This window comes from Streptomyces sp. NPDC029296 (assembly GCF_055569255.1).
Map to the genome: position 1 here is coordinate 56,661 of NZ_JBVHXT010000036.1, position 15,935 is coordinate 72,595.

A 15,935-nucleotide genomic window follows, 5' to 3' on the forward strand; every position below is an offset into this window, starting at 1 on the left:
AGGGCAGGGCCGGACGGGGCGAAGGGCCCTCGTCCACAGCCCTTGATCCCGCCTATTGACGCCACCTCTAACAAGTGCCAGATTCGCCTGTGCCAAGTTACGGACGCGTAGCGCTCTCGACGGGACGGGGCGGCATGACGACGGCAGTGAGCAGCGGGCCCTCCGCGGACCTGCGGGGATTCAAACGGGTGCAGCGCCTGGCCTACGAATGCGCGGAGGCGGTGGCGGCCCGGCTCGAACCGGGCGTGACCGAGCGTGAGGCGGCGCGGATGCAGCGCGAGTGGCTGCGCGAGCGCGGGGTGCGGGACTGGTTCCACCTGCCCTTCGCCTGGTTCGGGGACCGCACGGCCTTCGCGGGCTTCCGGGTCCCGCTCCAGTTCTTCCCCACCGGCCGCGCCCTGGAGCCGGGGATGCCGTTCATCCTGGACCTGGCGCCGGTGTACGAGGGCTACCCGGCGGACGTCGGCTACTCCGGCTCGCTGGGCGTGAACCCCGTGCAGGACCGGCTGATGGCCGACCTGGAGGCGCACCGGGAGCTGATCCTGCGCGAGGTGCGCGAGCGGCGCCCGCTGCGGGAGATCTACCAGGACGTGGACCGGCTCATGGTCCGTCAGGGTTACGCCAACCGGCACCGCGCCTACCCCTTCGGAGTGATCGCCCACAAGGTGGACCGGGTACGGCGGCGCCGCTGGTCGCCCCACCTGTTCGGATTCGGCACCCAGTCCCTGAAGGGCCTGGCCTCCGACGCGCTGCGCGGCCACCGCGAGGGCTGGTCGCCGCTGTGGTCGCCGTACCGCTTCTCGGACCACCCGCCGCGGCCGGGCCTGTGGGCGGTCGAACCGCATCTCGGCTTCCGGGGCACGGGCGCGAAGTTCGAGGAGATCCTGGTGGTCACCGACTCCCGGAACGCCGAGGAGAGCGCGTTCTGGCTGGACGACGATCTGCCGCACGTGCGGCGCTGGGCGGAGGAGAAGTGACCTTGAAGGGTGCACGCGAGTGCCGGGTGCGCACGGGCGGGGTCGAGCTGTGCGTGGCCGAGCTGGGCGACCCGGCACAGCCGACCGTCGTCCTGGTGCACGGTTACCCGGACAGCAAGGAGGTCTGGTCGGAGGTCGCCGGCCGGCTGGCCGACCGCTTCCACGTGGTGCTCTACGACGTCCGGGGCCACGGCCGTTCCACGGCGCCCCGGCCCCTGCGCGGCGGCTTCACGCTCGCCAAGCTCACCGACGACTTCCTGGCCGTCGCGGACGCGGTCAGCCCGGACCGGCCGGTGCACCTCGTCGGGCACGACTGGGGCTCGGTGCAGTCCTGGGAGTTCGTCACGGTCGGCCGCACGGAGGGCCGTATCGCCTCGTTCACCTCGATCTCCGGCCCGTCCCTGGACCACTTCGGCCACTGGATCGACACGCGCGTGAAGCGCCCGACGCCCCGGCGGGTGGGCCAGCTGCTCGGCCAGGGCGCCAAGTCCTGGTACGTCTACCTGCTGCACACCCCGGCCCTGCCGGAGCTGGCCTGGCGCGGCCCGCTCGGCAAGCGCTGGCCGGGCATCCTGGAGCGCGCGGAAGGGGTCCCGGCCGGCGACTACCCGACCGCCTCCCTCCCCTCGGACGCGGCCCACGGCGCCTGGCTGTACCGGGACAACGTCCGCGCCCGGCTGCGCAGGCCCCGCCCGGACGCGTACGCCCACGCGCCCGTGCAGCTCATCACCCCCCAGGGGGACGTGTTCCTGTCGGAACGGCTGTACGACGACCTGGACACGTGGGTGCCCCGGCTGACCCGGCGCACGCTGCCCGCCGGGCACTGGGTCCCGCGCACCCGGCCCGATCAGCTGTCGGCGTGGATCGAGGAGTTCGTCACCTCCGTGGAGGGCGGCCGGCCCGCCCCCCGGCCCACCGGCCGGCACGCCGAACGGTTCGCCGGTCGGCTGGTGCTGATCACCGGCGCGGGCAGCGGCATCGGGCGGGCGACGGCGTTCGCCTTCGCGGAGGCCGGCGCTCGGGTGATCGCCGTCGACCGCGACGCCGAGTCCGCGGCCCGCACCGCCGAGCTGTGCCGGCTGGTCGGCGCGCCCGAGGCGTGGGCCGAGCCGGCCGACGTCTCCGACGAGCAGGCCATGGAGAAGCTCGCGGAGAAGGTCCACCGCGAGCACGGCGTGCTGGACGTGCTGGTCAACAACGCGGGCATCGGCCTGTCGGGCTCCTTCTTCACCACGACGGCCGACGACTGGCGCACGGTGCTGGACGTGAACCTGTGGGGCGTCATCCACGGCTGCCGGCTCTTCGGTGCCCGCATGGCCGAGCGCGGCCAGGGCGGCCACATCGTCAACACGGCGTCGGCGGCGGCCTACCAGCCCTCGCGCCTGCTGCCGGCCTACAGCACCTCCAAGGCGGCGGTGCTGATGCTCTCCGAGTGCCTGCGCGCCGAGCTGGCGCCGAAGGGGATCGGCGTCACGGCGGTCTGCCCGGGCATCGTCAACACCAACATCACCGCCACCGCCCGCTTCACCGGCGTGGACGAGGCCGAACAGCGCCGCCGCCGGCAGCGCTCCGCCCGCCTGTACGGCCTGCGCAACTACCCGCCGGAGAAGGTGGCCGACGCGATCCTGGACGCGGTGGCCCGCGACAAGCCGGTGGCGCCGGTGACCCCGGAGGCCAAGGGCGCCCACCTGCTGTCCCGTCTCGCACCGGGTCTGCTGCGCAGGATCGCGCGGCTGGAACCGAGGCTGTGAGGGAGGGGATGTGGTGTTCCCGGGCACCACATCCTCTTCGGTTTTCCACAGTTTCGTCGATTCACCTGTGGATAACCCCACTTCGTTGTGGATCAAACCTCCGAACGGGAAAACCCGCGTGATCCCCGTCTCTCCCGTCCGCGACAGCCGGGCGCGTGCGCGGGCGACCGTTTCCTCCGCCGCCGGCGGGCCCGCTTACTCTCGGACACATGAGTCTGCGTCTGAGCACCGTGATCCTTCCGTACCGCCGCTGGCACGAAGGCGCCCGTTCGGCGTGGCAGCGCGCCGAACAGCTCGGCTTCCACACGGCGTACACCTACGACCACCTGTCCTGGCGCAGCTTCCGGGACGGCCCCTGGTTCGGCGCCGTCCCGACGCTGACGGCCGCCGCGGCGGTCACCGACCGGCTGCGCCTCGGCACGCTCGTCACCTCCCCGAACTTCCGCCACCCGGTGACCCTCGCCAAGGAACTGATCTCCCTGGACGACATCTCCGGCGGCCGGATCACCCTCGGCATCGGCGCCGGCGGCACCGGTTTCGACGCGACCGCCCTCGGCCAGGAGCCCTGGACCCCGCGTGAGCGCGCGGACCGGTTCGCCGAGTTCGTGCCCCTGCTCGACCGGCTGCTGACCGAGGACACGGTGAGCCACGAGGGGCGGTTCTACTCGGCCCACGAGGCCCGGAACATCCCGGGCTGCGTCCAGCGCCCCCGGCTGCCGTTCGCCGTGGCGGCCACCGGCCCGCGCGGTCTGAAGCTCGCCGCGCGCCACGGCCGGGCGTGGGTGACCACCGGCGACCCGAAGCTGTACGAGACCGGCACGCCGGAGCAGTCCGTCGAGGCCCTGCGCGGACAGATCGGCAGGCTCGCCGAGGCGTGCGAGGCCGCCGGGCGGGACCTGGCCGGGCTGGACAAGATCCTGCTCACCGGATTCACCCCCGACCGCGACCGGCCGCTGTCGTCCCTGGACGCCTTCGTGGACTTCGCCGGCCGCCACCGGGAGCTGGGCTTCACGGAGATCGTGATCCACTGGCCCGTCCCGGACTCCGTGTTCGCGGCGGACGAGAAGACCTTCGAGCGCATCGCCATGGAGGCGCTCCCCCAGCTGGACTGACCCTGGCCGTCCCGGCCGCCCTCATCCGCGTCGCCTGTGTCTCATCTGTGCACGGTCCCGCACGCCCGTGCGGGAGCCTGCGCGAGAATGGCCGGGTGACCTCAGCGACCAGACAGCCCGGAACCCCTGCCGCCGCCCTGCCGGCGCGGCTGATCGCCACCGACCTCGACGGCACTCTGCTGCGCGACGACAAGTCGGTCTCCGCGCGGACCGTCGCCGCGCTGGCCGCCGCCGAGGAGGCCGGGATCGAGGTCTTCTTCGTCACCGGCAGGCCGGCCCGCTGGATGGACGTGGTCAGCGAACACGTCCACGGTCACGGCCTGGCGATCTGCGGCAACGGCGCCGCCGTGGTCGACCTGCACGGCGGTCCCGGCGCCCACCGGTTCGTGAAGGTCCGCGAGCTGGCCCGGGAGAACGCCCTGGCCGCCGTGCGGCTGCTGCGCGAGGCGGCCCCCGGCACGGTGTTCGCGGTCGAGCAGACCTACGGCTTCCACCAGGAGCCGGACTATCCCAAGCTGCACATGGAGATACCGGAGACCCTCCTGCCCGCCGAGGAACTGCTCGCCCCCGACGGCCCGACCGCCGACCAGCCCGTGCTCAAGATCCTCGCCTACCACCCCTCCCTCGACCCCGACGGCTTCCTCACGCTGGCCCGTCTGACGGTCGACGGCCACGCCAACGTCACCCGTTCCAGCCCCAGCGCCCTGCTGGAACTGAGCGGGCCGGACGTCTCCAAGGCCAGCACCCTCGCCCTGTGCTGCGCCGAGCGCGGCATCTCGCACGAGGAGGTCGTGGCCTTCGGGGACATGCCCAACGACGTGGAGATGCTGACCTGGGCCGGCCAGTCGTACGCGATGGGCAACGCCCACCCGGACGCCGTCGCCGCCGCGTCGGGCCGTACGGTCGCCAACAACGAGGACGGCGTGGCGGTGGTGATCGAACGGCTCCTCGCGGACCGGGGGTAGCGGGGGCGGGAGCGGCTCTCGTGGCGCGGGACGGATGACGCGGGCCGACCGACGTGGCTGCGGGAGCGTCAGGTGGCGGGGCGGCGGTATACGGGCCTGCGGCGGCGGAGATTCCGTCGCGCCGGCGGCTCATGGCGGCGAGGCCTGCCGCGCCCCGGCCGGTCCGCTCCACCCCACCGGCCTCACCGCGTTCCCACCAGTTCCTCCGTCTCGGCCTCCCGGGCGGCCATCTCCCGCAACGGCCCCTCCTCGGTCAGCAGCCGCCGGTACGGTCCGCGCTGCACCACCCGGCCCGCGTCGAGGACGATCACCTCGTCCACCGCGTCGAGTCCCGCCAGCCGGTGGGTGATCAGCAGCGTGGTGCGGCCCTCCGTGGCGGCCAGCAGATCGGCGGTCAGCGCGTCCGCCGTCGCCAGGTCCAGGTGCTCGGCGGGCTCGTCCAGGACCAGCACCGGGAAGCCGGCCAGCAGCGCGCGGGCCAGTGCCAGCCGCTGCCGCTGCCCGCCGGACAACCGGGCCCCGTGCTCGCCGACGAGCGTGTCCAGGCCGTCGGGCAGCGACTCCACCCAGTCCAGCAGCCGGGCCTGCGCCAGCGCTCCGCGCAGCTCGGCCTCGGTCGCGTCCTTCCTGGCCAGCAGCAGGTTCTCGCGCACCGAACTGTCGAAGAGATGCGCGTCCTGCGCGCACAGCCCGACCAGCCGCCTCACGTCGTCCCCCGCCACCGCGCACGCGTCCACACCGGCGAGCGTGTACGAGCCCGCCCGCGGATCCAGGAACCGCAGCAGCACCTGCGCGAGCGTCGTCTTGCCGGAACCGGAGGCCCCCACCACGGCGATCCGGCGCCCCCGCCCCAGTGTCAGGTCCACTCCGGCGAGTGCCTCCCGCCGCTGCCCCTCATGGCGCGCGACCACGCCCTTGAGGACCACCGGGAACGGCGACACGGGTGCCGGCCGGGGCCGCTCCGGCTCGCGTACGGGATCGGCGGCGTCCAGGATCTCGTACACCCGCTCCGCGCTGCGCCCCACCCGCTGCCGGTACCGCACCGCGAGCGGCAGCCCCAGGACGGCCTCGAAGGCGGCCAGCGGGGTCAGTACGACGACGGCCATCGCCACGCCGCCCAGCCGGCCGGCCGCCGCCTGGGCGCCGAACAGCGCGGTGGCCGTGACGGTCAGCCCGCAGACCAGCGCGGTGAGACCGTCGCCGAGTCCGGTGACGGCGGCGGCGCGCCCGGCGATCCGGGTGAGGGTGCCGTCGGCCCGCCGGGCCGCGTCCGTACGGGCCGGCAGCGCGCCGGCGACGGTCAGCTCGGCGGTGCCGGTGAGCAGGTCCGTCACCCGGGTGGCGAGCACGCCCCGGGCGGGCGCCAGCCGCCGTTCGGTCCGCCGGGCCACGGCCGCGGTGAGCAGGGGCACGCCGGCGCCCGCCGCCAGCAGGCCCACCGCGAGAGCGGCACCAGCCTCGGGCAGCAGCCAGGCCGTGAAGCCGACGGAGGCGGCCGAGACGGCGACGGCGGCGCCGGCGGGCAGCAGCCAGCGCAGCCAGTAGTCCTGGAAGGCGTCCACGTCCGCGACCAGCCGGGTGAGCAGATCGCCGCGCCGGGCGCCGCGCAGGCCCGCGGGGGCGAGGCGTTCCAGACGCCGGTACACCGCCACCCGGGTGTCGGCCAGCATGCGCAGGACGGCGTCGTGCGAGACCAGCCGCTCGGCATAGCGGAAGACGGCCCGCCCGATCCCGAAGGCGCGGGTGGCGGTCACGGCCACCATCAGATAGAGCACCGGCGGCTGCTGCGAGGCCCGCGACATGAGCCAGCCGGAGGTCGCCATCAGCCCGACGGCACTCCCCAGGGCCAGACTGCCCAGCACCAGGGCCCCGGTCAGCCGTCCCCGGACCCCCGCGCCCAGCGCGCGAACCCGGGCCGGCACACTCCGCCCCCGGACCCCGGCCGACGCACCGCCCCCGCCGGGACCTTCCTCCTCCGGCCCGTCGTGCCGGGCGGCGCGAGGCCGGAGGTCCAGGGGGTCGGGCCCATGGGACGCCCGGCCGGCCCCCGGGTGCTCCGCGTCATCCGCGCCGTCCAGCCGTACGACCCTGTCGGCCACCCCCAGCAACGCCGGGCGGTGCACGACGAGGAGCACGGTCCGCCCGGCGGCCAGCCTCCGCACGGCCGCGACGACCTCCCCCTCCGTCGCCCCGTCCAGCGCGGCCGTCGGCTCGTCCAGCAACAGCACGGGCCGGTCCGCGAGGAACGCCCGGGCGAGCGCGAGCCGCTGCCGCTGGCCCGCCGACAGTCCCGCGCCGTCCTCCCCGAGCACGGTGCCGGCCCCGTCCGGCAGCGCCGCCACGAACTCCCACGCACCGGCGTCCCGCAGCGCCCGCCGTACGGCGTCGTCGTCGGCCCCGGGCCGGGCCAGCCGCACGTTCTCCGCGATGGTCCCGGCGTGCAGGTGAGGCCGCTGCGGCACCCACGCGATCCGCGACCGCCACTCCTCCAGGTCGAGCCCGGCGAGATCGGCGCCCCCGATCCGCACCCGCCCCCCGGTGGGCCGTACGAACCCCAGCAACACGCCCAGCAGCGTCGACTTGCCCGCCCCGCTCGGACCGACCAGCGCGACGGTCTCACCGGGCTCCACACGGAACGACACTCCGGTCACCGCGTCCGAAGAGCGCCCCGGATAGCGGACGGTGACGTCCTCGAAGGCCACGGCGCCCGCGGGCACCGCGCCGGTGCCCGGTGTGGGCACCGGCGTCTCCAGCACGGCGAAGATCTCCTCCGCGGCGGCCAGCCCCTCCGCCGCCGCGTGGTATTGCGCCCCCACCTGCCGCAGCGGCAGATACGCCTCGGGAGCCAGCACCAGGATCACCAGTCCGGTGTACAGGTCCATGTCCCCGTGCACGAGCCGCATCCCGATGGTCACGGCCACCAGCGCGACGGACAGCGTGGCCAGCAGCTCCAGCGCGAAGGAGGAGAGGAAGGCGATCCGCAGGGTGCGCAGGGTGGCCTGCCGGTACTCCCCGGTGATCCGCCGGATGGACGCGGCCTGCGCCTTGGCCCGGCCGAACACCTTCAGCGTCGGCAGCCCCGCGACCACGTCCAGGAAGTGGCCGGACAGCCGGGACAGCAACCGCCACTGCCGGTCCATCCGGGACTGGGTCGCCCAGCCGATCAGCATCATGAAGAGCGGAATCAGCGGCAGGGTGCCGACGATGATCGCCGCCGACATCCAGTCCTCGGTGACGATCCGCGCCAGCACCGCCACCGGCACGACCACGGCCAGTCCCAGCTGCGGGAGGTAGCGCGAGAAGTAGTCGTCCAGGGCATCGACCCCGCGCGTGGCCAGGGTGACCAGCGAGCCGGTCCGCTGCCCGGCCAGCCAGCCCGGGCCGAGCGCCACCGCCCGGTCCAGCAGCCGCCCGCGCAGCTCCGACTTCACCGCCGCGCCCGCCCGGTGGGCCGCGAGCTCGGTGAGCCACGCGACCAACGCCCGGCCCACGGCCACGGCGGCCAGCAGCAACAGGGACGTGCGCAGATCGGCGGCCGAGCGACCGTGCTGGAACGCGCCGACGACGATCTCGGCGACGAGCATCGCCTGCGCGATGAGCAGTCCGGCTCCCATGGCCCCCAGGCCGACGACGGCCACGAGGAAGAGGCGGGTGGCCCGGGCGTACCGCAGAAGGCGTGGATCGATTGGTTTCACGTGAAACATGCCCTTCGGTCCAGAGGGTGTGTTTCACGTGAAACACACCCTCGGCGGACTCAGTGAGCGGCGTCGGGAGCGATGTGCTGCGTACCGATCCGCTTGCGGAACACCCAGTAGGTCCAGCCCTGGTAGAGCACGACGAGCGGGGTGGCGATCGCCGCCAGCCACGTCATGATCCTGAGGGTGTAGGGACTCGACGAGGCGTTGGTGACCGTCAGACTCCAGTCCCCGTTCAAGGTGGACGGCATGACGTTCGGAAAGAGCGAGAGGAAGAGCATCGCCACGGTGGCCACGATGGTGACGCCGGACAGCGAGAAGGCCCACCCCTCCCGTCCCGCCTGGTTGGCCACCAGCGCGGCGACCAGGGCGGCGACGGCCACGACCAGGGCGATCAGGCTCTTGCCGTCCCCGCTGTCGGCCTGCGTCCACAGCAGGAAGGCGAGCGCCACGAGGGTCGCGGCCAGGCCGGTCCAGCGGGCCAGCCTCCGTGCTCGCACCCGGATGTCACCGACGGTCTTGAGCGCGGTGAAGACCGCGCCGTGGAAGGTGAACAGCGTGAGCGTCACCAGACCGCCGAGCAGGGCGTAGGGGTTGAGCAGATCCCCGACATTGCCGACGTACTCGAAGTGCCGGTCGATCTTCACGCCCCGCACGATGTTCCCGAAGGCCACGCCCCACAGGAACGCCGGGAGGAGCGAGCACCAGAAGATCGCCGTCTCCCAGTTGCGCTGCCAGTTCTCCTCGGGGCGCTTGGCCCGGTACTCGAAGGCGACGCCCCGGACGATCAGACAGACCAGGATGAGCAGCAGCGGCAGGTAGAAGCCGGAGAAGAGGGTGGCGTACCACTCGGGGAAGGCGGCGAAGGTCGCGCCGCCCGCGGTGAGCAGCCACACCTCGTTGCCGTCCCAGACCGGGCCGATGGTGTTGATCAGCACCCGGCGCTCGGCCCGGTCCCGGGCCAGCAGCCTGGTGAGGATGCCGACTCCGAAGTCGAAGCCCTCCAGGAAGAAGTAGCCGGTCCACAGGACGGCGATCAGGACGAACCAGACGTCGTGAAGTTGCATGACTGTTCCCCCGGCCTAGTACGAGAAGGCCATCGGCTTGTCGGCGTCACGGGTGTCGCCGCCGATCTTCGTGGGCGGGTTGAGGTCGGCCTCGGTGAGTTCGGGCGGGCCGGCCTTGACGTACTTCGCGAGCAGCCTGACCTCGATTACGGCGAGGATCGCGTACAGCGCGGTGAAGACGGCCATCGAGGTGATGACCTCGCCCTGGGAGACACCGGGGGAGACCGCGTCCCGGGTCTGCAACACGCCGTAGACGACCCACGGCTGGCGGCCCATCTCGGTGAAGATCCAGCCCCAGGAGTTGGCGATCAGCGGGAAGGCCATCGTCCAGGTCGCGATGCGCCAGTACCAGGGGGTCAGCGTCGGGCCGAGCGCCTTGCTCTTGAACAGCACCAGGTGCGGCACCTCGTCCTCGCCGGCCCTCAGGTGCTGCGGCAGCATGAACTTCTTGCGGGTCAGCCAGAGCCCGGCCAGCCCGATGGCGAAGGAGGCCATGCCGAAGCCGATCATCCAGCGGAAGCCCCAGAAGGCCACCGGGATGTTGGGCCGGTAGTCGCCGGGCCCGAACTTCTGCTGCTCGGCCTTGTTGACGTCGTTGATGCCGGGGACGTACGAGGTGAAGTTGTCGTCGGCGAGGAAGGACAGCAGGCCCGGGATCTCGATCGCCACGGAGTTGTGGCCCTTGTCCACGTCGCCGTAGGCGAAGATCGAGAACGGGGCCGGCTTCTGGCCGTCCCACAGCGCCTCGGCGGCGGCCATCTTCATCGGCTGCTGCTTGAACATCACCTTGCCGAGGGTGTCGCCGCTGATCGCGGTGAGCAGGCCGGCGATGACCACGGTGATCAGGCCGAGCCGCAGCGAGGTCTTCATCTCGCGGATGTGCTTCTTGCGGGTCAGGTGGTAGGCGGATATGCCCACCATGAAAGCGCCACCGGTGAGGAAGGCCGCCGACAGGGTGTGGAAGGCCTGGCTGAGGGCGGTGTTCTGGGTCAGGACGGCCCAGAAGTCGGTCAGCTCGGCCCTTCCCCTCGCCTTGTCGATCTTGTAGCCGACCGGGTGCTGCATCCAGGAGTTGGCCGCGAGGATGAAGTACGCCGAGAGGATCGTGCCGATCGAGACCATCCAGATGCAGGCCAGGTGGATCTTCTTCGGCAGCCTGTCCCAGCCGAAGATCCACAGGCCGATGAACGTGGACTCGAAGAAGAACGCGATCAGTGCCTCGAAGGCGAGCGGGGCGCCGAAGATGTCACCGACGAAGCGCGAGTAGTCCGACCAGTTCATGCCGAACTGGAACTCCTGCACGATGCCGGTGACCACGCCCATGGCGATGTTGATCAGGAAGAGCTTGCCCCAGAACTTGGTCGCCCTGAGGTACTTCTCCTTCTCCGTGCGCACCCAGGCCGTCTGCAGCCCGGCCGTGAGCGCGGCCAGGGAGATCGTCAACGGAACGAACAGGAAGTGGTAGACGGTGGTGATGCCGAACTGCCAGCGCGCCAGTGTTTCCGGCGCCAAAGCCAGGTCCACGTCGTCACTCTCCTTACTACGGCGTGGTCAGCGGCGGTTTGCCCCTGTTTGTAGCCCTCATACAGGAGCAAACGGGACGCGCTTGTGAACGCGTTCACATTCACAAGCCATTATGACGCACTGATTTTCGGCCGCGGCAGGGGGGTCCCTCCTCCACCGTCGCGTCAAGACCTTGGCAGCGACTTCAACATCTTGTTGAATTGCGCGGCATGCAGATACGCATTTCCTGGCCCGCGGGCAACATCACCGCGACCCTCGTCGGGGCCACCCCGACGGCACAGGCCCTCGCCAAGGCACTGCCGCTCGTCTCGACCGCGCACACCTGGGGTGAGGAGGTGTATTTCGATACAGGCGTCTCTGTTTCACGTGAAACGGACGCCCGCCAGGTCGTGGAACCGGGCACGGTGGCCTTCTGGACGGAGGGGGACGCCCTCGCCCTCCCCTACGGCCCCACGCCGATCTCGCACGGCGGGGAGTGCCGCCTCGCGAGCCCGTGCAACATCCTCGGCAGCCTGGACGGGGACGCCGGTCTCCTGGCGACCGTACGAGCCGGCGACCCCCTCCGTGTGGAACTGATCGAGGAGTAGCGCGACTACCGCGTCACAGCTCCTCGCCGTCCTCCGGCGTTCCTACCGCCGAGTCACTGTCCCTTGGGGAACGCCTCCGCCACCTTCAGGAAGATGTCGTTCGCCTCGGCCTCGCCGACCGTCACCCGCACACCCTCGCCCGGGAACGGTCGGACCACCACCCCGTGCTCCTCGCAGGCCTGCGCGAACGCGACGGTACGCTCCCCCAGCCGCAGCCACACGAAATTGGCCTGCGTCTCCGGCACCGTCCAGCCCTGGTCCCGCAGCGCGTCGACCACGCGCGTGCGCTCACACACCAGCGAGCCGACCCGGCCCAGCAGCTCGTCCTCGGCCCGCAGGGAGGCGATCGCCGCCTCCTGCGCGAGCTGGCTCACACCGAACGGCACCGCCGTCTTGCGCAGCGCCGCCGCCACCGGCTCATGGGCGATCGCGAAGCCGACCCGCAGCCCGGCCAGCCCGTACGCCTTGGAGAAGGTCCGCAGCACACAGACGTTGGGCCGCTCCCGGTACAGCTGGACACCGTCGGGCACCTCGGGGTCGCGGATGAACTCCCGGTAGGCCTCGTCCAGCACCACCAGCACATCGCCGGGCACCCGGTCGAGGAACCGTTCCAGCTCGGCCCGCCGCACCACCGTGCCGGTCGGATTGTTGGGGTTGCAGACGAAGATCAGGCGGGTGCGGTCCGTGATCGCGTCCGCCATCGCGTCCAAGTCGTGCACATCGCCCGGCGTCAGCGGCACCTGCACCGACCGGGCGCCACTGACCTGCGTGATGATCGGGTACGCCTCGAACGACCGCCAGGCGTAGATCACCTCGTCACCGGGGCCGCTGGTGGCCTGGATCAGCTGCTGGGCGACCCCCACCGAGCCGGTTCCGGTCGCCAGGTGGGACAGGGGCACCCCGAAACGGTCGGACAGCTCGTTCATCAGCCCGGTGCAGCCCATGTCCGGGTAGCGGTTGACCTCGCAGGCCGCCGCGGTCACGCTCTCCAGCACGCCCGGCAACGGCGGGTACGGGTTCTCGTTGGAGGACAGCTTGTAGGCGACCGTCCCGCCGGCCGCGGCCGGCTTGCCCGGCTTGTAGGTGGGGATACCCTCCAGCTCGGCGCGCAGCTTGGGGCTTGTCTCGCTCACCGCAGTCCTCCTCGCGACCACCGGCGGACCGTCGACACCGCCGGCATCCAATACTCCACACCTTAAGAGGATTCGGCCCCGCTGCGTACAGGTCCGGCACCCGGCGACCCGGCGGGCGCCGGTCCCGGGAAGGCGTGGATCTCCCGGCCTCCGGCGGCATCGGAGGCATCGCCGCATGAAGGCGTGCGTTGCAGGGGGCGCTCCATACATATATCTACGCGCCGGTGGCTTGCGCCCTGGCGCGCGTCGCCCGTGAAGGTGAGTTGAGACCTCTTCGAAACATCGGACCCTCGCCAGGTCCATCCGCCCCGGCAGGCCACGTCTTGTCCTTTAATGCCACAAGTTCCTTTGTTTCTAAGGCACTTGACGCCCAAAAGCCATGCAGAAACGTGCCTCCCAAGGAGTGCATATGCGTCCGCACTACCCCACCGCATGAGCCCTACTATCGGCTCGCCATGACAGCAGCAGGGAAGCACCAGGTGAGCCGAGCGGAAACCTCACGCCGAGGCAGCCGACCGGGCCGGGCGGGCATCAGAGACGTCGCCGCCGCCGCCGGGGTCTCCATCACGACCGTGTCCGACGCCCTCAACGGCAAGGGCCGGCTCCCGGATGCCACCCGGCGCCATGTCCGCGAGGTGGCCGACCGCCTCGGGTACCGGCCCTCGGCCGCCGCCCGCACCCTCCGTACCGGCAAGTCGGGCCTGATCGGCCTGACCGTGACGACCTACGGGGATGAACCTTTCACCTTCACGGAGTTCGCGTACTTCGCGGAGATGGCCCGGGCCGCGACCTCGGCCGCGCTCGCCCGCGGCTACGCCCTGGTCATCCTGCCCGCGACCTCCCGCCACGACGTCTGGTCCAACGTGGCCCTGGACGGCACGGTCGTCATCGACCCCTCCGACCAGGACCCGGTCGTCAGCGAGCTCGTCCGGCAGGGACTGCCGGTCGTCTCCGACGGCCGCCCGGCCGGCGCCCTCCCCGTCACCGCCTGGGTCGACAACGACCACGAGGCCGCCGTGCTCGGCATCCTCGACCATCTCGCCGACGCCGGCGCCCGCCGCATCGGCCTGCTGACGGGCACCTCGACGGACACCTACACCCACCTGTCGACCACCGCCTATCTGCACTGGTGCGAGCGGGTCGGCCAGGACCCGGTCTACGAGGCGTACCCGGCGCACGACCCGTGCGCGGGTGCCGTCGCCGCCGACCGGTTACTCGCCCGGCCCGACCGGCCCGACGCGGTGTACGGGCTGTTCGACCCCAACGGCACCGATCTGCTCGCCGCCGCACGCCGCTACGGCCTGCGCGTGCCCGACGACCTGCTGCTCGTGTGCTGCAGCGAGTCCACCATGTACGCCAGCACCGAGCCACCCGTCACCACGCTCTCGCTGAAGCCGCGCCGTATCGGCACCGCCGTCGTCCAGCTCCTCATCGACGCCATCGAGGGCGTCGAATCCGAGCAGCCGGTCGAGCAGGTGATACCGACGGAGCTGATCGTGCGCACCTCCTCGCAGCGGCGCTCCCCGCGCACGACGGTCAGTCCGCCACGGACACCGGACGACCGGTAGCGCCCCGCGCCCCCCGGGCGGCACAGGGCGACACGGAGCGGTGCGGGGCTCGGCACGGGGCCCGGCGGGCGCGTCACGGGGCGCGTCCGGTGCGGGCGCCCAGTGCGGCGCGAGAACCGGCCGGGCGAGGGATCAATCGGCCGAGAGCTGGTCGAACATCTGCCCAAACGGGGCGAAAGCCGCGGTGAACTGGAGTCTTGTTCCGATTCACCACCCCTGGGTCATCACACGGCGCGACGCGCATTCCTATGATGGGCCCCACGACACCGCGGACCGCTGCGACCAGGCAGTCCGAAGCGGTGCAGATGCGGCGCGATGGTGGAGGGGTCTGATGACTCAGGGGGCCGGTCAGGGACCCGAGGCGGAGCGGACGGCGACGCTGCGCGACTTCCGGGTACCCGCGTACGTGCACGAGACCGGTCCGTACGTCCACGACGTCCACCCCGGCAACGCCGTCCCGGCCGCCGACGAGGCGTACCCCGACGGCTACACCCCCACCCAGCGCGACCTGCCGGTCATCAACCGCGGCGACACCCTCCAGGTCCCCGTCGAGCCGGTCCCCGCCGCGCCGGCCCCGCAGCCCGCGACCGGTCCCGGACCGCTCTACGTCGTCGGCGACGTGCACGGCTATCTGGACGAGCTGGTGGCCGCCCTGCAGGAGCAGGGCCTGATCGACGCCGCGGGGCAGTGGTGCGCCGGCACCACCCGACTGTGGTTCCTCGGCGACTTCACCGACCGCGGCCCGGACGGAATCGGCGTCATCGACCTGGTCATGCGGCTGTCGGCCGAGGCCGCCGCGGCGGGCGGCTACTGCAAGGCCCTCATGGGCAACCACGAACTGCTGCTGCTCGGCGCCAAGCGGTTCGGCGACACCCCCGTCAACTCCGGCGCGGGCACCGCCACCTTCCAGGCGGCCTGGCTGCTCAACGGCGGCCAGAAGACCGACATGGACCGCCTCCAGGACCACCATCTGCAGTGGATGGCCCGCCTGGACGCCGTGGAGATGGTCGACGGTTATCTGCTCGTCCACTCCGACACCACCGCCTACCTCGACTACGGCGACTCCATCGAGGCGGTCAACGACACCGTCCGCGAAACCCTGACCCGTAACGACGCCGACGAGGTCTGGGACCTGTTCCGCAAGTTCACCAAGCGCTTCTCCTTCCGCGACGAGGGCGGCGCCGACGCCGTGCGTTCCCTCCTCGAAACGTACGGCGGCACCCGCGTCGTCCACGGGCACAGCCCCATCCCCTACCTCCTCGGCGAGGTCGGCTCCGAGGACGGCGAGGAGGGCTCCGGCCCGGCCGTGGCAGGACCGCACGTCTACGCCGACGGGCTCGCCATCGCCATGGACGGCGGGGTGACCATGGCCGGAAAGCTGCTGGTGCGGCAACTCCCCCTGGAGATCTGACCGTTCCCCGGGCGGGCATCTCCCCGGCCGCGTACGCACAGGCCGGACGGCAATTTCCGGCAATCCCCTGTCACCGCGCGCCGTAGCGGCTCTACCATCGGCTTGTCCGTAGCAGGCTCCCCTCCGTTTCTGCCCGACGGCATCG

At 71.9% G+C, this 15,935-nt stretch carries 11 protein-coding genes; 7 read left to right on the plus strand and 4 right to left on the minus strand.

Going from position 1 to position 15,935, the window contains the following annotated elements:
• The first annotated feature begins 134 nt into the window (after window positions 1-134).
• From ACZ4W9_RS28485 to ACZ4W9_RS28500, 4 genes are all read left to right on the plus strand, one after another.
• On the plus strand, window positions 135-977 hold the full coding sequence (locus tag ACZ4W9_RS28485) for a M24 family metallopeptidase (protein WP_467940550.1): 843 nt from the start codon (window positions 135-137) through the stop codon (window positions 975-977).
• On the plus strand, window positions 974-2,728 hold the full coding sequence (locus ACZ4W9_RS28490; protein WP_467940552.1) for an SDR family oxidoreductase: 1,755 nt from the start codon (window positions 974-976) through the stop codon (window positions 2,726-2,728). Before ACZ4W9_RS28485 ends, ACZ4W9_RS28490 begins: the two co-directional genes overlap by 4 nt.
• A 209-nt stretch (window positions 2,729-2,937) precedes the next feature.
• Window positions 2,938-3,840, plus strand: a complete 903-nt coding sequence (locus ACZ4W9_RS28495; protein ID WP_467940554.1) for an LLM class flavin-dependent oxidoreductase — start codon at window positions 2,938-2,940, stop codon at window positions 3,838-3,840.
• Between the two features lie 95 nt (window positions 3,841-3,935).
• On the plus strand, window positions 3,936-4,805 hold the full coding sequence (locus tag ACZ4W9_RS28500; protein WP_467940556.1) for an HAD-IIB family hydrolase: 870 nt from the start codon (window positions 3,936-3,938) through the stop codon (window positions 4,803-4,805).
• Window positions 4,806-4,987: 182 nt separating this feature from the next.
• Here the strand turns inward: ACZ4W9_RS28500 and cydD are convergent, their stop codons facing one another.
• From cydD to ACZ4W9_RS28515, 3 genes are read right to left on the minus strand one after another with little or no spacing between them, the layout of a single operon-like run.
• Window positions 4,988-8,500, minus strand: a complete 3,513-nt coding sequence (gene cydD / locus ACZ4W9_RS28505) for a thiol reductant ABC exporter subunit CydD (RefSeq protein ID WP_467940558.1) — start codon at window positions 8,498-8,500, stop codon at window positions 4,988-4,990.
• 59 nt (window positions 8,501-8,559) lie between these two features.
• The gene (gene cydB / locus ACZ4W9_RS28510) at window positions 8,560-9,567 is read right to left on the minus strand and encodes a cytochrome d ubiquinol oxidase subunit II (protein ID WP_467940562.1); all 1,008 of its coding nucleotides are present in this window, start codon (window positions 9,565-9,567) and stop codon (window positions 8,560-8,562) included.
• 15 nt (window positions 9,568-9,582) lie between these two features.
• Window positions 9,583-11,091, minus strand: a complete 1,509-nt coding sequence (locus tag ACZ4W9_RS28515; protein WP_467940564.1) for a cytochrome ubiquinol oxidase subunit I — start codon at window positions 11,089-11,091, stop codon at window positions 9,583-9,585.
• 209 nt (window positions 11,092-11,300) lie between these two features.
• Between ACZ4W9_RS28515 and ACZ4W9_RS28520 the strand changes: the two genes are divergently transcribed.
• On the plus strand, window positions 11,301-11,678 hold the full coding sequence (locus ACZ4W9_RS28520) for a cyclophilin-like fold protein (RefSeq protein ID WP_467940566.1): 378 nt from the start codon (window positions 11,301-11,303) through the stop codon (window positions 11,676-11,678).
• 53 nt (window positions 11,679-11,731) lie between these two features.
• On the opposite strand, the gene hisC is transcribed toward ACZ4W9_RS28520, so the two are convergent.
• Window positions 11,732-12,811, minus strand: coding sequence for a histidinol-phosphate transaminase (hisC, locus tag ACZ4W9_RS28525; RefSeq protein ID WP_467940568.1), 1,080 nt, complete (start codon window positions 12,809-12,811; stop codon window positions 11,732-11,734).
• A gap of 455 nt (window positions 12,812-13,266) precedes the next feature.
• Here hisC and ACZ4W9_RS28530 point away from each other — a divergent pair, with 455 nt between their 5' ends.
• Both ACZ4W9_RS28530 and ACZ4W9_RS28535 read left to right on the plus strand, forming a co-directional pair.
• Entirely contained in the window at window positions 13,267-14,379 is a 1,113-nt protein-coding gene (locus ACZ4W9_RS28530) for a LacI family DNA-binding transcriptional regulator (RefSeq protein ID WP_467940570.1), read from the plus strand.
• 331 nt (window positions 14,380-14,710) lie between these two features.
• Complete coding sequence (locus ACZ4W9_RS28535; RefSeq protein ID WP_467940572.1) at window positions 14,711-15,790, plus strand: metallophosphoesterase; 1,080 nt, start codon at window positions 14,711-14,713, stop codon at window positions 15,788-15,790.
• Window positions 15,791-15,935 lie beyond the last annotated feature (145 nt).